At 38.2% G+C, this 22,414-nt stretch carries 19 protein-coding genes; 11 read left to right on the top strand and 8 right to left on the bottom strand.

Annotation, left to right across the window (positions count from 1 at the left end):
* Nucleotides 1-3: 3 nt before the first annotated feature.
* Complete coding sequence (locus AC5SLP_RS08735; protein ID WP_495254779.1) at nt 4-1,047, top strand: HD domain-containing phosphohydrolase; 1,044 nt, start codon at nt 4-6, stop codon at nt 1,045-1,047.
* Between the two features lie 16 nt (nt 1,048-1,063).
* On the opposite strand, the gene AC5SLP_RS08730 is transcribed toward AC5SLP_RS08735, so the two are convergent.
* From AC5SLP_RS08730 to trpB, 5 genes are all read right to left on the bottom strand, one after another.
* Nucleotides 1,064-2,257, bottom strand: a complete 1,194-nt coding sequence (locus AC5SLP_RS08730; RefSeq protein ID WP_495254778.1) for an MFS transporter — start codon at nt 2,255-2,257, stop codon at nt 1,064-1,066.
* Nucleotides 2,241-2,690: a phosphoribosyltransferase gene (locus AC5SLP_RS08725; protein WP_495254777.1), complete on the bottom strand. Its 450-nt coding sequence runs from the start codon at nt 2,688-2,690 to the stop codon at nt 2,241-2,243. The genes AC5SLP_RS08730 and AC5SLP_RS08725 overlap by 17 nt, the downstream gene beginning before the upstream one ends.
* A gap of 12 nt (nt 2,691-2,702) precedes the next feature.
* Nucleotides 2,703-3,983, bottom strand: coding sequence for an NCS2 family permease (locus AC5SLP_RS08720; protein WP_495254776.1), 1,281 nt, complete (start codon nt 3,981-3,983; stop codon nt 2,703-2,705).
* Between the two features lie 93 nt (nt 3,984-4,076).
* Nucleotides 4,077-5,138: an aminofutalosine synthase MqnE gene (gene mqnE / locus AC5SLP_RS08715; protein WP_495254775.1), complete on the bottom strand. Its 1,062-nt coding sequence runs from the start codon at nt 5,136-5,138 to the stop codon at nt 4,077-4,079.
* A 223-nt stretch (nt 5,139-5,361) separates the two neighbouring features.
* Nucleotides 5,362-6,570 (bottom strand): tryptophan synthase subunit beta, encoded by a 1,209-nt coding sequence (gene trpB, locus AC5SLP_RS08710; RefSeq protein ID WP_495254800.1) that lies wholly within the window; start codon nt 6,568-6,570, stop codon nt 5,362-5,364.
* A gap of 126 nt (nt 6,571-6,696) precedes the next feature.
* Here trpB and AC5SLP_RS08705 point away from each other — a divergent pair, with 126 nt between their 5' ends.
* From AC5SLP_RS08705 to AC5SLP_RS08660, 10 genes are read left to right on the top strand one after another with little or no spacing between them, the layout of a single operon-like run.
* Nucleotides 6,697-9,222 (top strand): [protein-PII] uridylyltransferase family protein, encoded by a 2,526-nt coding sequence (locus AC5SLP_RS08705; RefSeq protein ID WP_495254774.1) that lies wholly within the window; start codon nt 6,697-6,699, stop codon nt 9,220-9,222.
* Nucleotides 9,223-9,237: 15 nt separating this feature from the next.
* Nucleotides 9,238-11,049 carry a glutamine--fructose-6-phosphate transaminase (isomerizing) gene (gene glmS, locus AC5SLP_RS08700; protein ID WP_495254773.1) on the top strand — a complete coding sequence of 604 codons (1,812 nt, stop codon included), beginning with the start codon at nt 9,238-9,240 and terminating at the stop codon, nt 11,047-11,049.
* Nucleotides 11,050-11,075: 26 nt separating this feature from the next.
* The gene (locus tag AC5SLP_RS08695; RefSeq protein ID WP_495254772.1) at nt 11,076-12,905 is read left to right on the top strand and encodes a GGDEF domain-containing protein; all 1,830 of its coding nucleotides are present in this window, start codon (nt 11,076-11,078) and stop codon (nt 12,903-12,905) included.
* 6 nt (nt 12,906-12,911) lie between these two features.
* Nucleotides 12,912-13,787, top strand: a complete 876-nt coding sequence (locus AC5SLP_RS08690) for a radical SAM/SPASM domain-containing protein (RefSeq protein ID WP_495254771.1) — start codon at nt 12,912-12,914, stop codon at nt 13,785-13,787.
* Entirely contained in the window at nt 13,787-14,179 is a 393-nt protein-coding gene (locus tag AC5SLP_RS08685; protein WP_495254770.1) for an HIT family protein, read from the top strand. The genes AC5SLP_RS08690 and AC5SLP_RS08685 overlap by 1 nt, the downstream gene beginning before the upstream one ends.
* A 53-nt stretch (nt 14,180-14,232) precedes the next feature.
* On the top strand, nt 14,233-15,552 hold the full coding sequence (locus tag AC5SLP_RS08680; RefSeq protein ID WP_495254769.1) for a M99 family carboxypeptidase catalytic domain-containing protein: 1,320 nt from the start codon (nt 14,233-14,235) through the stop codon (nt 15,550-15,552).
* Nucleotides 15,553-15,598: 46 nt separating this feature from the next.
* A complete protein-coding gene (locus tag AC5SLP_RS08675; RefSeq protein ID WP_495254768.1) occupies nt 15,599-16,843 on the top strand; it encodes an EAL and HDOD domain-containing protein in 1,245 nt (414 codons plus the stop codon).
* Nucleotides 16,844-16,895: 52 nt separating this feature from the next.
* Nucleotides 16,896-17,108 (top strand): Rdx family protein, encoded by a 213-nt coding sequence (locus AC5SLP_RS08670; RefSeq protein ID WP_495254767.1) that lies wholly within the window; start codon nt 16,896-16,898, stop codon nt 17,106-17,108.
* Nucleotides 17,109-17,148: 40 nt separating this feature from the next.
* Nucleotides 17,149-18,714, top strand: coding sequence for an NAD-binding protein (locus tag AC5SLP_RS08665; protein WP_495254766.1), 1,566 nt, complete (start codon nt 17,149-17,151; stop codon nt 18,712-18,714).
* Entirely contained in the window at nt 18,714-19,409 is a 696-nt protein-coding gene (locus AC5SLP_RS08660) for a potassium channel family protein (protein WP_495254765.1), read from the top strand. Before AC5SLP_RS08665 ends, AC5SLP_RS08660 begins: the two co-directional genes overlap by 1 nt.
* Here the strand turns inward: AC5SLP_RS08660 and AC5SLP_RS08655 are convergent.
* The 3 genes from AC5SLP_RS08655 to AC5SLP_RS08645 are packed head-to-tail and all read right to left on the bottom strand — an operon-like array spanning nt 19,404 to nt 22,241.
* Nucleotides 19,404-20,315 (bottom strand): AEC family transporter, encoded by a 912-nt coding sequence (locus tag AC5SLP_RS08655; protein WP_495254764.1) that lies wholly within the window; start codon nt 20,313-20,315, stop codon nt 19,404-19,406. The genes AC5SLP_RS08660 and AC5SLP_RS08655 overlap by 6 nt on opposite strands.
* A 2-nt stretch (nt 20,316-20,317) precedes the next feature.
* Nucleotides 20,318-20,656 carry a translation initiation factor gene (locus AC5SLP_RS08650; RefSeq protein ID WP_495254763.1) on the bottom strand — a complete coding sequence of 113 codons (339 nt, stop codon included), beginning with the start codon at nt 20,654-20,656 and terminating at the stop codon, nt 20,318-20,320.
* Nucleotides 20,646-22,241: an ABC-F family ATP-binding cassette domain-containing protein gene (locus AC5SLP_RS08645; RefSeq protein WP_495254762.1), complete on the bottom strand. Its 1,596-nt coding sequence runs from the start codon at nt 22,239-22,241 to the stop codon at nt 20,646-20,648. Before AC5SLP_RS08645 ends, AC5SLP_RS08650 begins: the two co-directional genes overlap by 11 nt.
* Nucleotides 22,242-22,414 lie beyond the last annotated feature (173 nt).

Here is a 22,414-nt window from a genome sequence, read left to right as displayed (position 1 = left end):
CGTATGTCGGAATATAAAATGGAAACAATTTTACTGGTGGATGATACGCCTGAAAACTTAATGGTTTTAAGTGAAATTTTAAAACCATTCTATAAAGTCAAAGTTGCTAATAATGGCATTAAAGCTCTTAATCTTATCGCAAGCGGCGATATTCCGGATCTGATTTTACTCGATATTATGATGCCAGAACTGAATGGCTATGATGTCTGCAAAAAGCTCAAAAGCGATCCTCTCACACGCAATATCCCCATCATTTTTGTGACAGCACTGACCGATTGTGCAGATGAAGCAGAAGGACTTGGGTTAGGAGCGGTTGATTATATTACAAAACCTGTGAATGCTTCTATCGTATTAGCTAGAGTCAATACCCAAATATCTCTCCTACAATACCAACGTAACCTTGAGCAAAAATTGGAAGAACGAACGGAAGAAATTGTTCTAACAAGGATGGAAGTCATTCGTCAATTAGGGTGTGCCGCAGAATTTAAAGACAATGAAACGGGAACACATATTTTGCGTATGAGTGCTTATGCCAAAATGATTGCTGAGAAAATCGGCCTTGACAATGTAAGAGCAGAGCTTATTTTTCTCTCAGCGCCTATGCATGACATTGGTAAAATTGGTACACCCGATCATATTCTTAAAAAAGAAGGCCCTTTGACACCAGAAGAGTGGGAAGTTGTTAAAAAGCATCCGCTACAAGGAGCCAATATCATCGGCAATCATCAATCCTCTTTACTACAAACAGCGCGCATCGTAGCACTCACTCACCATGAACGTTTTGATGGCAAGGGGTATCCGTATGGCATCAAAGGGTATGATATCCCTCTTGTTGGACGCATTGTGGCCATAGCCGATGTTTTTGATGCCCTGACTTCAAGACGCCCCTATAAAGAGGCATGGAGTTTTGAGCGAGCGGTAGAATATTTGGTTGAACAAAAAGGACAACACTTTGACCCAGAGCTGGTCGATTCATTTCTAGCGTGTATCAATGAAATCAAAACCATTATGACGCAATTCCACGATGACCCTAAAAAAGACAGCTAACGATTTACATGTAAAACTAACGCGCAAGCCCTTGTTTGAGTTGAAATACGAAAAAAAATGTTGCGAGAGTCACCAAAGCTAGAAGCCCAATAAAAACATGCCAACCAAGGTATTCGTAAAAAACACCCGGTGCAAACGTTCCTATGGTTCCGCCTGCATAATAAAACGAAAGATACAAACCATTGGAAATAGCTCTTTTTTCATGGGCAAGTTTACTAATCAAACCTGATGCTACCGAATGGACAATAAAAAAACCTGCACAAAAGATAAACATACCACTAAACATCACGATATAGTTGTTAATATGAAAAATTTGAAGCCCAATTACGTAAGTGATAATACCAATAGCAATGGTTTTCGTTTCGTTTCCAAAAAAGCGAATTAACCATAAAATACGAATGGAGACAATAAATCCAATAATATAGCCCGCATACATCATACCGACTTTACCATAGCCCATACTTGAACTGAGGTTTTTCAGTTGAAAAGGCAAGAAATTAAGAACCGCTTGGAAGACGAAGAAGATGAAAAACATCATTGCATAGATATTGAAAAAGCTTTTATTTTTCAAAACATCCATAATCTGAGAAAAACGTGGTTTAACAAAATCAACTTTCACCTCTTCACTGACGTAATGCAAACAACCGTACATCAAGATTAAAGCAACGCCAAGCAGAATAAAAAAAAGCCTCCAGCCAAATAGGTCACTCAAAATGCCAGAAAGCAATCTTCCCACAAAACCACCCAAAATCGTCGCGCCAATATAATAACCTATGGCTTGTTGCACTCTCTCTTTAGGCGTAATAAAACTAATATAACTCATCAAAGAGGTTAAAACGGCAGGAATTAAAAGGCCTTGAAATGCGCGAATTCCCAAAAGAATCGGGTAGGTGTCACTCCACGCAAAACACAATTCTAGCACGCCTAAGAGCAAAACGGCATTTCTCAAAAAGTGCTTAGACGATAATGTCTCTAAAATATAACCGTACAAAATTGGTGCAAATCCTAAAGGGAGCATAATGACCGTCGTAAAAATAACGGCCTCAAAACGGCTTAGGCTAAACTCTTTTTCAAAAAGCGGTTGAATGGGCTGAACGGCATACAGCGTACACAGCGTTAAAATAGTACACGTGTAGATAATAAGAAGTTGATAACGAGAGAGAAAGGAAAAAAGGGAGCTTACACTCCCCTTTTTATTTGTATTTGTCAATTTGAAAGTCCCAGAAAAACTCAATCCATTCGGTTGCTTCGCGTGCTGCAAAGTCCGGTCTAAGGAGTGCTTTATCTTTGTAAAATATGGAAGCTATTTTAAACTCGACCTCAGGGAATTGTTTACCTAAAACACGCTCTATTTCAATCATGGTTTCACCGCTATCGATAATATCATCCACAATGACAACGCGTTTTGCACGACTTAAATCGGGAATGTTAAAAATTTGGATGGTATCAAGTTTCCTAGTCTCTTCGTAATGAATCGAATTAATAGCATACAATGAGCGCATTTCCAAGGCTTCCGCTAAAAAATGTCCTAATGTCATACCGCCACGTGCCACGGCTAAAATGACATCGGGATTATAAACTCTCATCTCTTTGGCTAATGTATTGACATCAACTTTAAATTCTTCATAACTATAATATCGCACCTATATTTCCTTTTATTGAACGATGAACACAATTAAACTGACAAATGTCAGAAACGCTATACCGATGTTAATATCATGGTACTCTTTTTTAATCACCTTCACAATTAAGTAAGAGATAAGACCAAATGCCAAACCGTTGGTAATTGAAAACGTTAATGGCATCATAATAACAATCAAGAATGTTGAAACAGCAATGGCAGTATCTTTAAAATTAACATGAGAAAGCTCGCTAAACATCAAAACACCAACCATTACTAAAACAGGATAAATGGCATTTTCAGGGATAGCTTTAAACAAAGGCATCATAAACAAAGTTAAGACAAAGAACAATCCCGTCGCAACAGCCGTTAAGCCTGTACGCCCTCCTTCTTCAACACCACTAGCACTTTCAACAAAACTCGTCGTAGTTGAAACACCGACAAGGGCACCTGCTGCCGTTGCTAACGCATCTACTTCGAGTGTTTTTTGAAGCTCTTTTCCATCGTCTTTAAACAATCCTGCACGATAACCTACCCCAGCAAGCGTTCCGATAGAATCAAATAAATCGGTAATCAAAAAAGTAATGACCACAGGGAAAAGGGCTAAAGTTGCGGCAGATTTAATATCAAGTTCCAAGAAAATGGGGCTAATGGAAGAAGGCATTGAGAAAAATTCTGTCGGATACGGAGCCATTCCTGAAACCCATGCAACGATAGAGGTCACTAAGACAGCTAAAATAAATGCACCTTTAATTTTCCATGAGAAAAAAGCAAACACCAATACTAGACCTAAAACGCCTAAAAGAACATTTGAGCTTTTGAAATTACCGACACCCACTAAAACAGCAGGATTGGCAATAATCATACCCATGCTTTTCAAGCCAATAAATGCGATAAACGCACCAATACCCGCACTAATAGCACGACGTAAGTCGGTTGGAACACTTTTCATAATCCACACACGAAATTGCGTAAAAGAGAGAATAACAAATAAAAGACCTGAGAGAAAGACAACACCCAAAGCCGTTTGCCATGGCACTTTCATACCCAAAACAAGCCCAAATGTAAAATAGGCATTAAGTCCCATACCAACGCTCATTGCAATCGGCGTATTGGCCCAAAGACCATTAAGGACGGTTGAAAAAATGGTAATCAAAGCGGTTGCTGTGATTAGCGCCTCCATTGGCATACCTGTTTTGCTCATAATGATGGCATTAACAGGAACGATATACATCATGGTCAAGAAGGTTGTAAAACCAGCGGTTATTTCCGTTTTTACATTCGTACCATGTTCTTGAAGTTTAAAAAATCCCAAGGGTAATCCTTTATGTTTTATAATCCCTTTCAAGCAAAGCTTCAAAGGTGCATGTTTTCCACTATTATTGGTGCTTTATGCGGCTCAATCATATTAATACGCTTTGAGCTCATGGTATAAGCTGTCACGCTCTACCGCTTTAAATCCACTCGTTTCAATGAGTTCAAGAATCGCTTGTAGTCCTAAACCCTTAGCACTTTTAGCCCCTGCGGCAGATTGGATAGATTCGACTTCAATCGTACCATCAAGGTCATCAGCTCCGTACTCCATCGCAACGAGTGCTAAGTTGATAGTCGAAGTTGCCCAATATGCTTTAATATGATTGATATTATCGAGCATCAAACGGCTAATCGCAAAGGTTTTTAATATCTCGGTTGAACTTAAAAAATCTTCTACATGTAAATAATTATTGTCGCGTTGGTAAACGAGAGGAATAAAAGCGTTAAAGCCGTGTGTTTTATCTTGAAGCTCACGAAGACGTAGCATATGGTCAATGCGGTGCTCACGTTTTTCGACATGGCCAAAGAGCATGGTGGCATTGGACTCATGACCTCGTTTGTGCCACAATTCATGGATATGAAGCCACTGCTTTGAGCTTACTTTTCCTTTACAGATGTACTCTCGCACTTTCTCATCAAAAATTTCGGCACCACCCCCTGGCAGTGAATCTACGCCGTGCTCAATCATTTTGTCGATGACCTCATCAAAACTGAGTTTATATTCTGTTGCCAAAAAGTTAATCTCAGCCGCGGTCAAAGCTTTTACATGTAAAGAGGGAAAATGTTGTTTAATTTTTGAAAAGATTTCTAAATACCATTCCAATCCTGTCGCAGGATTATGCGCAGAAACCACATGCACTTCCGTAATGCCGTTTTTCATCGATTTTTCCAAAATGGCTAAAATCTCATCATGCGTCATGGTATAAGGATTGGGGTTTTTACGATTGGCAGAAAAGGCACAAAATTTGCAGATATCTTTACAGATATTGGTAGGGTTAATATGGCGATTGACATTGAAAAAGACTTTATCACCATGCAACGCGCGTCTTCTTGCATTAGCATATTTACCCAACGTAAAAAGGTCTAAATCATACAGCGCAATGCCATCTTCAAGGCTTAAGCGCTCATTGTTTTCAAGTTTTTCGATAAGAGTCATGGGTTACTTTCATTGTTTACTATTGTGGCTTTAAAAGCCCTTCATCTGTAAAGAGCAAAGCCCTTTAGCTACGTTAGCCTCTCGGCGCTAAAGCTTGCCAACGCTATTGGCAGAATGAAATTAAAGAGAGGATTTTAACAACTTTTTTTATAAAGAGAGGTTAAAAGGATTAAAAATACCATTTCATTAAGAGGGAGCTAAACTCCCTCTTCCTTCTCTTGTTTTACATGTAATCTTCTGGCTTATAGTTTTCGACCACAAAATCAATATCTTTATCCCCACGACCACTCAGATTCACTAAAATAGACTCATACGGTTTCTCTTTTGCTAACTTCATGGCAAAGGCTACGGCATGTGCACTTTCAAGTGCAGGGATAATGCCTTCATAATGGCTTAAGTCATAAAAAGCTTGAATGGTTTCAGCATCGTTTGCAATGCCCACTTTTGTACGTGAAATAGCGTTTAAATACGCATGTTCTGGTCCCACAGAAGGATAATCTAACCCACTCGCTACCGAATACACCGCTGCTGGTTCACCCTCCTCGTTTTTTAACATGATAGAGTTAAAACCATGCAAAATACCTTCGCTACCGTAGGTTAAGCTTGCGGCATGCTCACCGAGTTTTGTCCCACGACCACCAGGTTCCACTCCGTACATTTCACACGGGTCTTCAATGAAAGCAGAAAAGAGTCCCATAGCATTACTGCCCCCACCGACGCATGCGACTAGATTATCCGGTAAATTGCCTGTCATCTCTAAAAACTGCTCTCTAGCTTCGATGCCAACAACACTTTGAAAGTCACGAACCATCATGGGAAACGGATGAGGACCTACGACAGAGCCGATGCAATAAATGCTGTTTTCGGGGTCTTTTAGGTACGCCACAAATGCTGAATCTACTGCTTCTTTAAGCGTTTTTGCGCCAAACGTAACAGGTACAACTTTAGCGCCAAGGACACGCATACGAACCACATTGGGATGCTCTTTGGCGATGTCCACTTCGCCCATATGAATTTCACACTCCAATCCAAAATAGGCCGCGGCAGTCGCAAGTGCCACACCGTGTTGTCCTGCACCTGTTTCAGCAATCAGCTTTTTCTTGCCTAAATATTTGGCTAACAACGCTTCGCCCATGCAATGGTTAAGTTTGTGCGCACCCGTATGATTGAGGTCTTCACGCTTCAAATAAATACGCGCTCCTCCAACATATTCGCTCAAACGTTTTGCATAATACACAGGTGTTGGGCGACCTTGATAGTGCTTACGAATATCACGCAGTTCTTGAATAAAATTGTGTGAATTTCCAATCGTCAAATACGCCTGTTCTATTTTTTTAAACTGTTCAATCAGTTCTGGGGGTAAAAAGGCTCCGCCAAATTTTCCAAAATAACCATTCGCGTCCGGGAAAGCTCTTAAATACGGCTTTTGCATCATTACAATCCTTTACATGTAAAATCATTTAAAAACATTTTGGTCACAACTTAATCACTACATTAGCTTATCAAAAGCACATTTGATGTATTATAGCTTAACCATGAATAAAACTAGGAAATCCTGATGGAAATAGAAGAGATTATTGAAGACTTAATTGATAAAAATGCCGATGATTTTGAAATCTCCAAGCTCATCAAAGAGCACATCAAAAGTTATCTTGGTTCTCTCAATGAAATATTTATCGAAAATCAAGGCAAAGACTTTTTAGTCAAACACACCAAAAAAATCGACCAGTTTATTATGCTCATTTACAAATACACGTTGCGCAAATATTTTGGCAACTATATGCCGTTTGTCAATTCCATCCCCGTGGTACTTGTTAGCATGGGCAGTTATGGACGAGAAGAGCTGTGTGTCTACTCCGATATTGATTTGATGGTTGTCTATAAAGCAATTCCTGGCTACAACATCGAACCGATGATTCAATCCATGCTCTATCTTGCGTGGGATGCTGGAATGAAACTGGGGCATCGCACGCATAAATTAGAGGAATTGGTTCCCGCCAGTAATCAAGACTTAACGATTAAGACCGCTATGCTTGAGTCTCGTTTTCTTTGCGGCTCAAAACTGCTGTGGATGGAAACCGAACGTGAACTTTTAAAAATACAACGTTGGGAGAAGAAAGAGGTTATCGAACAAATCATTCATGCAAGTGAAGAGCGCCGTGCCAAAAATCCTATGAATATGGAGCCCAACATCAAAGAAGGTGTTGGCGGTCTTAGAGATGCCAACACGCTTTCGTGGATTTGTAAAGTTCTTTTTGGAAGTATTCGCATTCGAGACTTGGTGCCTAATATTATTGATGAAGAGGAGTACCGAGAATTTCGAAGTTCTTTAGAATTTTTATACCGCGTGCGTTCGGCTTTGCATTTAAGCGCTAAAAAGAAACAAGATATTCTCAATCTTGAATTTATCCCAGATGTGGCTCAAAAACTGGGCTTTGAGAATAAAATCCTTAAAAATGCACAAATGCAATTATCGTCTCGTACCTTTGCCTGCATGCATACGATTGATGTTACATGTAAAATTTTTACGCGCAAACTAACCGCTTCTTTACTGAGTGATCCGTCACGACTCAGCGCTTTAAAAAAAGGACGTATTGAAAAAGGGTTGTACATCGCTGATGACACCGTTTATGCCTCGTTCAAAAAACCTATACCGACGTTAAACCTTGTATTAGAACAACTGCAACAATTTGACGCACCTGAATTGTCCTTTGATATCAGTTATGTAAACTACATCAAACAAGCACATTTTGCACCGCATAACTCCAAGAAAACGTACAAGCAGTTCTATGCGCTTTTATTTCAACCCAATTTATATGCCCTTTACAGTGTGCTGTATGAAGCATCCTTATTACAACAACTGATCAAACCCTTTAAACATATCCTCAATTTGGCTCAATTTGATGGGTATCATAAATTGCCAGTGGATATTCATTCACTGCACACGCTCTATCACCTTGAAAACATCAAAGACCCGTTTATCAAATCGCTCTTTGATGACCTCTGCCCTGAAGGCAAAGCGCTGATGAAGCTCGTGGCATTTTTGCACGATATCGGCAAAGGGCGCAAAGGCGATCACAGCGAACTCGGTGCTAAAATTTTTAGAGCGTATGCCATGAAACTCGATTTTTCTGAACAAGCCATAGAAACAGCCATCATTCTCATTAAAAACCATACACTGATGAGCAATACAGCCAACCGCGAAGATATCTACAATGAAAAAGTGGTTTTAGCCTTTATTTCAAAACTGCAAAATCCTCAAATATTAAAAATGCTTTATATTTTGACCTATGCCGATATGAATGCCGTCAATGACAATATCTATACCAACTTTATTGGGAAACTCCTCAAAGAGTTTTACAACTATAGCATTGAGATGTTCGATAAAGAAGAATTGATTGATGAAACGACCAAACGCTTACGTAAAGAAAATAGCCTCAAAAAAACTCCAGAATTTTTAGCCTTGCCTAAAAATTTACAGAAAAAAGCGCTCTCAGTTCCATCAAATTTCTTTTTCCTCAAACTTAAGCCTAGTGCCATTATCCAAATCGTTAAGGAAGCAGAAGAGACACCTGAAAATTCATATCGCTATAAAATCAACAACGAAGATCATCTGAGCATCACCGTCATTCGAGGCAAAAGTTTTAACATCGGGTACTTGCTAGGAAAACTCTCCTATTTAGACCTTGTTCAAATGGATATTTACCAACTCTTTGATAACAAAAAGTACTTCCAACTTGACTTTAATGAGCGTGTCGATGAGAGTGATATTGAACTTATTTGCGAACTGATTGATAACTCTTTTGACATGAGCAAAAAAGCTTCTTTGAAAAAACCTACGATTTTACCAGGTGAAATTGATATTAACTTTGAACATTCAAAATCATACGCATTGATGCATGTCAAAACCAAGAATCAACATGGGTTAATGGCCTACATGATGAGTGTGTTTGATGAGCACGGTATTGACATTGCCATGGCGAAAATCCAGACCATTAAGAACAGAACGAGGAACCTGCTCTTAATTGAAAAGACAGCCCGCTTATGCGACAATGGGCAGAATATTTTAAACTTTTTTCTCTAAGAAAGGCAGTGAAACATGTGTGGTATTGTTGGCTATATTGGTACAAATGAAAAACGAAATTTTTTAATAAACGGTCTTAAAGAACTTGAATATCGTGGGTATGATTCTGCTGGCATTGCCGTCTTAAAAGATGGTGACATTTCCTCCTTTAAAGCAACGGGAAAACTAAGCAATTTAGCGCGAAAAGTAGAGCATTTTCATTCAGAAGGGTTTGGTGTTGGTATCGGTCACACCAGGTGGGCAACACACGGTAAACCCACAGAAGCAAATGCACATCCTCACTGGGGAGAATTTTCCTACATCATTCACAATGGTATTATCGAAAACTACAAAGAGATTAAAGATGAACTGCTCAAAGATGGCGTGACGTTTTTAAGCCAAACGGATACCGAAGTTGCCGTTCATCTTTTTGAAAAAAATGTTAAAAAGCTGGGCGATGCTTTTAGGGCATTTGAAGAGACGATTGCCTCTTTGCATGGGGCATATGCTATTTTGCTTATTACCAAAAAAGAGCCCGATGTTATCTTTTTTGCTAAAAATGCCGTGCCGCTTCTTTTAGGCAAAAGTGCGGAAAATGAAGTCTTTTTTAGCTCATCCGATGCACCCCTCATCGGTTTGGTTAAAGAAGTTGTCTATTTAGAAGATGGAGAGTACGGTTGGGCAAAAAATCAAGACATCATTTTGAAATATGCGCATCAGGAGAGACGATTGGATTTTAAACCACTCACACACGATAAACTCTCCGCACAAAAAGATGGCTACCGCTACTTTATGGAAAAAGAGATTTATGAACAATCTCAAGTCGTCACGGAAACATTGATGGGTCGCATCAAAGACAATGCCGTGGTGTTGGATGAACTAACAGCACTCGACTTCATCGCGATTGATGCCATCAAAATTTGTGCGTGTGGTACAAGTTACCATGCTGCCCTTAGCGCGAGCTATATGTTTGAACGCATGTCAAAAATCCGTTGCGATGTTGTTATCGCCAGCGAATTTCGTTACAAAGAGCCTTTATTGGATTCTCGCACACTGTTTATTGTGATTTCACAAAGTGGTGAAACTGCTGATACGTTAGAAGCGTTAAAAATGGCAAAAAAAAGCGGCATGCCTACCCTTGCTATTTGTAATGTCGATAATTCATCCATTGTTCGCACGGCAGACGTAACCATACTCACGCGTGCCGGTATTGAAAAAGGTGTTGCGAGCACCAAAGCGTTTGCAACGCAAGTAGTCACATTATGGCTTTTAGCGCTTTATTTAGGAGATATGCGAGGCCACATCTCTCCTGAGAGCATGCATCAAGAGATGGATGCACTGTTGCATTTACCACTCATTTTAAAAGTTAATGAATCTACCCATGAAAAAATCCGCCGCCTTTCCAAACGTTATTTGCACGGGCATGGTTTCTTTTTCATCGGGCGAGACCTCTTTTATCCGCTTGCATTAGAAGGGGCTTTAAAACTCAAAGAGATTAGCTATCTGCATGCAGAAGGCTACCCAGCAGGTGAAATGAAACATGGACCCATCGCACTAGCCGATAGTGAGCTCTTTACCATTGCCTTAATGCCAAAAAACCTTCTGTACGATAAAATGAAAAGCAATGTCGAAGAGTTAGGTGCAAGGGATTCTACTTTGTTAGTCATTAGTCCTGAAGCATTTGACTTAGCCGATGATTTTATCAAAACTTCCGCACACACGCATGTGATGAGCGAATTTTTTGAGATGATGGTCATTACGCAACTCTTAGCATTAGAAATTTCGATTCGTCTGGGGAACGATGTGGATATGCCCCGTAATTTAGCAAAAAGTGTCACCGTTGAATAATCACTTCACACAAAAATGAGGAATCAATGCAAAAAAAACTCTCGTTGATTATTGTTGGAACCATCTTTCTCTCGTTCATGCTGCTCATGGTCGTCTCTGCATTTTCCATACGCCATCTAGGGATGAAAAATGCCGAAGAGAAAGCTAAGATCATCGCTGATCTGGTGCAAGATGGTTTGACCGCACATATGCTCAGCGGCACAATGGAACAACGAGGCTTTTTTCTCGATAAAATTACACGAGCCAAGGGTGTTGAATCACTGTGGATTGTTCGGAGTGAATCCGTTGTTAAACAGTTTGGAAAAGGGCTGAATAACGAAACAGTTCGAGATGACATTGATGCTCAAACACTCAAAACAGGCGTGGAACATAGAGTCAATGAAGAGTCATCGCAAAGTGCGAAATTACGCATTAGCACTCCCTATATTGCGAACCAGCACGGCTCACCTAACTGCATGCAATGTCATCAAGCTAAAGATGGTGAAGTCTTAGGTGCGATTAGTATTGTTTTTGACATATCGGACTTACGTACCAATGGGATTTTAACATCACTTGCAATTTTCCTCTTTTCTATTCCTATTATGTTCCTAGTTTTTGGAGTCATACATCGTTCTACAAAGCCGTTGCTTGAGTTATTTAATTCGATTAATTTTGTGATGCACCAAGCAAAAAATGGTGATTACAGCAATCGTATTGAGTTCAATGGCAATGATAAAGAAGCTAAAAATGTAACCTACTGGATTAACTCTTTACTCAATAAGCTTGAAGGGACCCTCAATGAAATTGAAACCAGTGTCCGAAAATTTCTCGCATTAGCGCCTACGGATCATTCAGACCTTCTCATTGATGCTAAAAATGTCGTCCATGAGCTCTCAGACATTTACCAATTTAAGCGCACTATCGAATTTGATGAGGATAAAGAACACATTTACAAACGCATTGGCACCATTTTACAAAAAGATTTTGGATTGAGCAATTTTATTCTGGTAGAATCGAATAAAGAGTTCATTCAGCCTACGGTTGTTTTCAACGCTTCTACACATAAAACCAATGTCAATCCAGTATGCCGTGCTTTGCGAACAAAACAGTCGGTCTATTCAGATCAATTTCACCACATTTGTGAATCGTGCAAAGATGTTTTTGCACATCACGTATGTGTCCCCTACGCTATCAGTGATAATTTTGAATTGCTCATTGGTATTTGGGCGGCGACACAAGAAGAGCTAGACCACATCAAAACTTATTTGCCTAAAATCCAAAATTATATCGATGCCGCACGCCCAGAGTTGGTCAATAAAAACCTGATGCAAATTCTTAAAATTTCCTCTACAACCGATGCACTCACAGGTCTTTACAACCGAAAATATTTGGATGAATACATCGAAAAAGCACTCTCACAAGCCAAGCGCAACAATATTGTTTACGGTGTTTTAATGCTAGACATCGACTTTTTTAAAATGGTCAATGATACGCATGGGCATGATATTGGCGATAAAGCCATTCAAGCAGTTGCTAAAATTTTGCAAGAAAATATTCGTGAAGCGGATATTGCTTTTCGTTTTGGTGGCGAAGAATTTTTACTCTTGTTGTACCAATGCGATGCACAGATGGTTGAACAAATTGCCAATAAAATCCGTATTCTGTTTGAAAAGACGCCTATCCGTGCCAATAATGGTGTTACCTTTTACAAAACGCTCAGTGTCGGCGTTTCGTTTTTTCCAAGTGATGCTGACTCGTTATGGAAGTGTATTAAATTCGCGGACATCGCTTTATACAAAGCAAAAGAGAGTGGTCGTAACTGTGTGAAATGCTTTACGCCAGAGATGATGGAATCTGATCTCCAAAGTGAATTTTAATTACGCATGAGTAAGTTTTACCGCGTCTATGTTGAGCTGACGAATATCTGTGGGCTGAAATGCAGTTTCTGCCCACCACGAGAGCAACCTACACAAACGATGTCTCTTCCTTTTTTCACGCATGTATTACAAGAGCTGATGCCTTACACTAAAGAGATTGCATATCATATGGGTGGAGACTCCCTTACGCTTTCCAATCTCGAAAGCTATCTGGACATTACGCATCAAAAAAATTTCAAAGTCATGCTTACTACCAGCGGGTATTATCTCTGTAAACATTCGATGCAGACACTGTTACATCCGGCGATTAAGCAGCTGAATATATCACTTAATAGCTTCAATAAAAACCAGACATCACTTTCGTTTGATGCCTATATGGACGCTATTATCAAAGTATGTAAGGCGAAATTAGAACACAACAAAACGATGTTTATCAATCTGCGCTTATGGAATCTCGATGCGCAACACAGTGAAAAGTTGTTTAATGAAAAGCTTTTTGCGTATCTTGAAAAAGCATTTAACACCTCTTTACATGTAAAAACTTCTTTAAACCAAAGCACGCGTTCCATCAGGGTCGCGGAAAAAATACTGTTGCATTTTGATACCTATTTTGAATGGCCTTCTTTACACTCAACACATCACAGCGATGGTACCTGTCTTGGACTTCAGTCACATTTTGGTATCTTATCTAATGGAAAAGTGGTTCCGTGCTGCTTAGATAAAGAAGGTGTTATAGAATTAGGTGATTTACATGTAAATAGCCTACACGATATTTTGCATCAAAAACGCACCCAAGCTATTATCGATGGATTTAAACACCATAAAGCAGTTGAGCCTCTTTGTCAAAAATGCAGCTATAAACAACGATTTAAGGAAGACTGATGCTTGAAAAACTGTATGAAAACAACTCCTTTTATATTTTACGTGAAAATTCCATCATTCCTTGGGTAAAAATTTTTACGCAAAAACCCTATAAAGAGTTGAGTGATTGCGATGAAACAACACAAAAAGCTATTCTAGAAGCAATGTTAATCGTAGAACAAACCATGCGTTTATATTACAATCCGAAAAAGATAAACATAGCCATGTTTGGCAACTACGTTCCGCATCTGCACATTCATGTGATGGCACGTTTTGAAGATGACTCACACTTTCCTGAATCAATGTGGGGTATTAAACAACGTGAAGCCACACTTGTTTTACCTAGCTTTGATACATTTGTTACTATTTTACAAGACAAACTCTCACAAGCAGATGCTAGTGGGAAAATTTAATCTCGCATTTGATAAGCTTTTCGGAAAAAATTAAAAAAAGACAAAGATACCCTATGATAAAAAAACTCGCTCTCGCATCCTGTTTATTCTTTTCAACCTACGCTTTTAGCAACACATTGCATTATTCACTGATTAAAAAAGAGAGTGGCAAAGAAGGAAGTATGCTCCTCGTTATTGGAGGGATACACGGTGACGAACCCGGTGGTTATTTCGCGCCTATGCTTCTTTCTAAATATTATAAAATTGAAAGTGGAAGCGTTTGGATTGTTCCCAATTTAAATTTTGATAGTATCGTGCAAAATAAACGTGGCATCAATGGCGATATGAACCGTAAATTTGCGAAAATCGAGCCTAAAGATAAAGATTTCGATATTGTCACGGAAGTCAAAAAGCTTATCTTAAATCCTAAAGTTGATCTAACGTTAAACCTCCACGACGGACAAGGGTTTTACCGTGAAAAGAATATTGACAAAACATTTAACTCAAAAGCATGGGGACAAGCAACCATCATTGACCAACAGCAAATCCACAGCGCAAAATTTGGCAACCTCGCGGAGATTGCTAAAAAAGTCAATCAAGAAACCAATGTCGGGTTAATTGAAGATGTGCATGAATTTAATGTCAAAAACACTAATACTAAAACGCAAGATAAGGCGATGCAACAAAGCCTTACTTATTTTTCAATTACGAACAATAAGCCTGCGTTTGCCATTGAAACCAGTAAAAACATCACAGACCTTTCTCAAAAGGTTTTTTACCAACTCAAAACGATTGAAAAATTTATGAATGTCATGAATATCAAATTTTCACGTCCATTTGAGTTGTCGCAACCGGTTATTAAAAAATTACTTGAAGACGATGGCATGCTTGAAATTCCACCGACAAAAATTATGTTAAATCTTGCAACGCTCAAACCGTATATCAAGTTTTTTCCAATGGATAAAGACAAGCTATCTTATACAAGCAATAACCCTTTAGTCGCTGTTATTAAAGAAAAAGATATCTACAAAATCATGAATGGTAACAGCGTGGTTTCTAAACTCAAACCTGATTTTATAGAATTTGAAAATTCTTTAAATGAAGTCGGACTGATGATTGATGGACAAAAAAGCAAAGCTAAAATCGGTTCACTGATTTCTGCACACCATAGCTTTCAAATTGATGATATTCCTGGGTACCGCATTAACGTCATCGGGTATTCAAAAGCAGGTGTCACTAATGAAAGCGGCATTAAAATTGAACAAAAAGACATTATGAAAAATTATGCCATCGATAAGGACGAAAGTACTTATATGGTACAATTTTACAGAGGAAAGAAATTTTGCGGTATGGTGAATATTAAGTTCGAAGATGCCAAAAAAAGTAAGAACTAGCTTTATATTTTTTGTTATATAATTGTTTAAAAGCAAGGAGTGTTCAGTGAGTACCTATGTCGGAAGACAACCTATTTTTGATAAAGAAGGTGTATGTTTCGGGTATGAACTCCTGTATCGCTCTTGTGAAACGAACAATATAGCAACTTTCCAAGATAATGCCAAAGCAACCGCACGTGTGATTGTCAATCTCATTCACAACATTGGACTAGCACCTATTATTGGGCATAAATTAGGCTTCATCAATGTAGATGAGACAATGCTTTTTAGTGATGCCATTTTGTTACTTCCCAAAGAATATTTTGGTTTTGAGATTTTAGAGCATACACAAGTTTCACTCGCATTGTACGAAAGAATCAAGCACTTACGTCGATTAGGATATCGTTTCTCTTTAGATGATTTCGATTGCAGTGATACCATGCTAAAATATTATGAGCCTCTTTTCCCTTATGTGGATATCATCAAAGTGGATATTCAAGCGATAGGACTGGAGCATATTGGCGAAGCCGTTTCAAAACTCACAAAATATAATATCCCCCTTTTAGCTGAAAAAATTGAAACCCACGAAGAGCATGAAGCTTGCTTAAAACTGGACTTTGCTTTGTATCAAGGATATTTTTTTGAAAAACCTGTCATTTTAAGTGGCCGAAAGATAGAGCCTAGTACGTTAAATGCCATTAGGCTGATTAATTGTATTCAAGAAAATAACGATACCACCTTTATTTCAAACAAATTTGCAACGTGTCCTGATCTTGTATACAATCTTTTACGCCATGTAAATTCTGGAGCTTACCATTTTAGACAAAAAATTACCTCTATTAAACAAATGGTGATTCTCTTAGGCCCTCAAAAGCTTCTCTCGTGGTTAGGGTTGTTTCTCTACGGAGCACCACATCTTCACCCTTTTGGTAATGAACTCTTTAATAATGCAAAATTTCGCGCCAAAGCGATGGAAGAATTAACTCTAGCATGTAATCAAAAAGAGTTGGCAAATAAAGCTTTTTTAACAGGCAGTCTCTCTTTAATTGATGCCTATCTTAACATCCCCATGAGTGAATTTTTAGAGAAAATCCATCTTGACGATGAGATTAAGAATGCCATTTTGCATCATGAAGGCTTTTTGGGTGAATTATTGCACATTGCTATTGAGATGAATCATGCAAGTGATACGCAAAAAACCATTGAAGCGCTAGGACATTATCCGTGTTTTACAACGGAACAGCTTTACGATGCATGTACGCATGCCACCGTTTTTGTCGAAGCAACGGAACACTCTAAAGAAGAACATTAACCAAAGGATAGGTATGAACGTTACACTCTATTACTGCACACGATGAGGATATATGCCACGAGCTTTCCGTGTGAAAGATGAAATACAACATGCATATAAAGAGGCTAACATTACATTGATTCCCAAGACGGGAGGTTTCTTTGATGTTGAAGTCGATAATGTGATAATTTTCTCAAAAACAGAAAAAATTGGAACACCTGTTGAACGTTTTCCTGAAGTCGGTGAAATTGTATTATTGCTACAAAAAGCAGGATACCCTACCTAAAACAGAATATTACATGTAAAAAGAATTAAAAAGGTAAATTTTGAATAAAATCACGTTGTGGGTGATTCGTTTTGCTTATTTTATAGACGGTTGGTCAGCCTACCGTCGATTGAAAGAGTTTGTACGAACGCTCTTAGAATATCAGCACTCTAAACTAAAATTTTACTGCGATATTTTTATGGTTTTATTGGTTGTTTTTAGTGTTTTATCCCTGCTTTACGAAGTTAAACACCCTGATGAATCACCTTTCTTGGACCTTGTCATTCAAGTTTCATTGGTAATCTTTATTATCGAATATTTGATGCGCTTTTGGATATCTTCAGATAGCCATACAATTTTAATCGATACGTATGAGTATGCTATTAATAACAATCTCCCCTTCTCCCTTTGGAAGACACTAGGGAAAGTCGTTCTCAAAAAAATAGAATATGTGGTATCGCCTCTTGCAATTATTGATCTTTTGGCTATTATCCCTAGTTATAGGCCTTTACGCTTTTTACGTATTTTTTTACTTTTTAGGATTTTTAAGCTCTTTCGCTATGCCAAAAGTATGAAGACCTTTACGACCATTATTCAAGAAAAGAGATTTGAACTCTTTACGCTCGCTATCTTTGCAAGCTTTGTTATTTTTGCGGGAAGTTCTGCTTTTTACATCTTTGAAACCCATCTCAATCCTAAAATCAATACGATGTTTGATGCTCTGTACTGGGCGATTGTGACGATGGGAACGGTTGGATATGGCGATATTGTCCCCATCACGACTGAAGGCATGGTCGTTTCAATGATACTGATTATTTTTGGTGTAGCGATTATTGCATTTCTAACGTCTATCATCGTCTCATCATTTCAAAACAAGCTTATTGAACTCAAAGAAGTTCGCCTCTTCTCTGACATAGAACGATTGCAACACTTTATTGTGATTTGCGGATACGGAAGAGTCGGTGAAGTTGTTGCAAAGATGTTGCATGAGGATGGTACAAATTTAGTTATTATCGACACCGATACAGAAAAAATCAAACTTGCACAACAACGCGGCATGATAGGCATTGTCGCCGATGCTTCCAAAAGTAAAATTTTAGGAGCTATGGGAGTTGATAAACGAGCTTCACACATTATTTGCGCAACAAACAGCGACGAACTAAATATTTTCATTACACTCACGGCACGAAGTTTAAGTAAAAATGTCACTATCATTGCCCGTGTTATCAAGCAAATTCATAAAAAGAAATACCTTCTTGCCGGAGCCAATTATGCTTTTAGTGCGGATGAAACTATTGGTTTAATGGGGGCGCAATATATTTCTCAACCTATCTCTTATGCTGCGTTAGATGAGATGCTGACTGAAAATACAGGCGTTGTATTTGAATCCATTCTTATCCATGAATACTCATGCTTTGTCAATACCACCGTCGAATCTTTGAAACTGCGTGAAAAACGTCTTTTATTATTTGGGATTTTACGAGAAAATGACACTAAAGGTGCGAAACAACTCCATTTTAACCCTTCGGGTGATTTGTTACTGCAAAATAATGACACTCTCATTTTGATGGGAAGAAAACATCATATTATCTCACTACGAAAACAAAATGATAAGAGGAGTTTCTAATGAGAGATGGGAAAATTATCCTCTTTGGTTTTAGCCGTGCATCGCTTGAAATAGGCACAAGACTCCAAGCACAAGGGTATGCCTTTAGTATCATCGACAATGACCCAACACTTGTATCTAAAGCAAAGAAACTGGGTTTTGATTTACAAATCACGGATTACAGTGATGATGATATTTTAATTGATCTTGGCATTAGTGAAGATGTCAAATTTGTTTTTGCCCTGTTTGATGAAGATGTCAAAAATGTTTTTTTAACGCTTTCCATTCGCGCTCTTGACCCTAAAGTACATATTGTAGCGACGACACATACAAAAGATGCTATTCACAAATTAGAAATTGCTGGCGCAAGTACCATTTTAGACCCCTACCAAATTACGGGTAAAAAAATATACAAATTGATTACACAGCCTGAAGTCATGCAAGTCATAGAAACAACCATTTTTGGCGAAGAAGATGTCAATATGGAACAAATCATGATTACCGCGCACTCACCACTCAACGGCTTAACCCTAAGCGAGTGCTATCCGACACAAGAATACAATATGCTTCTTCTTGGACTTCATGATAAAGAGCTCAAAAGAGAGTTCATTTTTATTACAGAAGGACATAACCACAAACTGGATCAAGGTGATATTTTAGTTGTGGTAGGAGAAAGCGGCGAAATTGAACGTTTTAAAATGGATTTTAGTCTATAACAAAGGAACAATTAAAAAAAGTGTGCCAACACACGCCAATGTTTGCAACGTGATAATAGAGGCCATCAAAGAGACATCTCCTCCTAATTCTCTCGCTAAAATATATGCTGACACTGCTGTAGGCATCGCACCAAAGATGACTGCGATACTAAGATCAATTCCCTCTAAGCCAAAGAGTTTTCCAACACCATACATTAAAAATGGGAAAATTAAGAGTTTGGTCACGGTAGAGACTACAAGCTCTTTTTTGGCATGTTTAAGATACTTTAATTCCAATCCAACACCAACAGATAATAGACCCACAGGAAGTGCGGCATTGCTGATAATAGAAAGTGATTTTAGTGCAAAAAGAGGAAGAGGCAAACCACTTGCATTAATGCATCCACCAATGACACATGCTCCAATCAACGGATTTTTAACAATTGTTTTTAAAAATGAACGCATAGAGAACTTACCATTGCGTGTATAAATCGCAAAAATGGAGATACATAAAACATTTAAAAAAGGAATCACAAAGGCAATGACAATTGCGGCTAAGATGAGGCCTTTATCACCATAAGCGGTATCGACAAAAGCAAGAAAAACATAGGTATTAAATCGTATTCCCCCTTGGACAATAGAAGTAAATGCGCGATTTTCAAAATGTAAAAAGAAATTGAGAAGCACTAAAAACAACAGAACTAAAAATATCGTACTCATTGTGGTAGCAACTAAAGAGACAGCATGGGATAAGTCTATTTTGGCAATGGATAATTTATAGACCAATAAAGAAGGCATAAGCACATAGTAGGTAAATTTATCTGCCATAGGCCAGAAATCTGGAGACGGGAATTTAGCGTGTTTAAAACAGTATCCCGTAAAGATAATAAGACAAATAGGCAATAATGAATTTAAGATATGCGTCATTTTTAAGCCTTAAAACGAAATCCTTCGACTTCTAAAAATTTTTTGAGTTTTTCTCTGCATTCACCTTGAAACTCCATCCATTCCTCTTTGAGTGTACCACCGCTTCCTAGCTTCTTCTTCAATGTAGAACATAAGCTTTGCATATGCTCTTTTGAAAGCCAAAATGGACCAACAATACTCACAGGTTTGCCTTGTCTCTTTTCCATTTTAAGTACAAGAAAATGTTTGGAAGGAAGTTTAAGTTCAATAGGCTTGGCTGAAGTTTTTTCTTCAACCAAAGCCCATTCTTTATCTTGATCTAACGAAGAACCTAGACTAAAAAGTATTTTATTATCTGCCATACATTTCTCTAAAAGCTTCGTAATCGCCTTTAAAATCGGTCATACTTCCATCGGGATGTAATTCAATAATACGATTGGCAAAAGCGTCAATCAGTTCTCTATCGTGCGTGACACAGATAACATTGCCCGCAAATTTAAAAAGTCCTTCACCTAAAGCGATAATTGCTTCAAGGTCTAAGTGGTTGTTGGGTTCGTCTAAAACCAAAAAATTGCCTTTTTCTAACATCATTTTTGAAAGACCAATACGGTGTTTTTCACCACCACTGAGCTGTCCGACACTCTTTTTTTGCTCTTCTCCGGAAAAAAGCATACGACCAAGGCATTTACGAATTTCATCCAAATCTTTTTTATCATCAAACTGTTGAAGCCATTCAAAGAGTTGAAGATCACCATTAATCATGTCGGTTGTATTTTGAGGGAAATAACTCGGAATAATCGTTGCACCCCATTTAACACTTCCCGCATCTTTAGATAATTGCTCCATGATGATGTTACACAAAGTTGTTTTACCCACACCGTTATGTCCGATAAGAGCAATTTTATCGCCCTTTTCCACCTTAAAACTGATGTTATGAAGGACTTTTTGATCTCCATAGCTTTTTTCAATTCCTTCAACGTCCAAGACTTCATTACCGATATCGCGTCCCATTCTAAACATAATACTTGGATCTCGGCGTGAAGAGGTTTGAATATCGGCAATATCCAATTTTTCAAGTCTTTTTTGACGGGAAGTCGCTTGTTTCGCTTTAGAAGCATTAGCAGAAAAGCGTCTGACGAAGGCTTCGAGCTCTTCTTTTTCTTTGAGCTTTTTATCTCGATCCATCTCTTGCTGTTTAGCGATCAAATTGGCAGCCATATACCATTCGTCATAGTTACCGGTAAATTCACGAATTTTTTTAAAATCAACATCAAGAATATTCGTTACGACGGCATTTAAAAAGTGTCTATCGTGCGAGATAACAACCATGGTTCCTTCATGGCGAATGAGTTGGTCTTCTAACCATGAAATGGCTTCAAGGTCTAAGTTATTGGTTGGTTCATCCAAGAAAAGAACATCAGGTTTGGGATAAAGCACTTGTGCAAGTAAGATTTTGAACTTATCCCCACCCGTTAATTCACTCATAAGACTATCGTGCATTTCAACAGGAAAACCTAAAGATGCTAAAATCTTTTCAATATTGACATCTACTTCATACGTTGGGTCTTCTTCGGCACAAATAATCTCAAGCTCAGCCAAACGATCATTGACTTTATCATCTGAAAAATCACCTGTTACATAAAGATGCTCTTTCTCTTTAATAGCATCATACAAGCGTTTGTTGCCATACATAACAGCGTCTTTTAGCGTGTACTCTTCAAAGGCATATTGATTTTGGTTCAAAACACCTACTCGTAAACCGTTTTCAATTGAAATATTTCCACTTGTTGCTTCAATCTGTTTCGATAAAATCTTTAAAAATGTTGTTTTACCTGCACCATTAGCACCAATCAGCCCGTAACGTTTTCCCTTATCTAACTTTAAATTTATATTTTCAAATAACAATTGATGCGAAAAACGCATCGTCAAATTGTTTACTTCTACCATCGAATCTCTTTCTTAAGTTTTCGCGGATTATAGCACTATGTAGCTTGTTCCAAAATTTATCTTCTCAAAAGCCCTTATTATCATAGCCCATCGTTTTTGATTGTTGATTACTTTAAAATAAATTATTCATCATTTAACACAATAAAACTTTTAGAAGGAAAAGCGCACTATCG

The organism is Sulfurospirillum sp. E15m (assembly GCF_059415145.1).
Note: the sequence above shows the minus strand (reverse complement) of the source record. Positions and strands in the feature narration are given on the sequence as shown.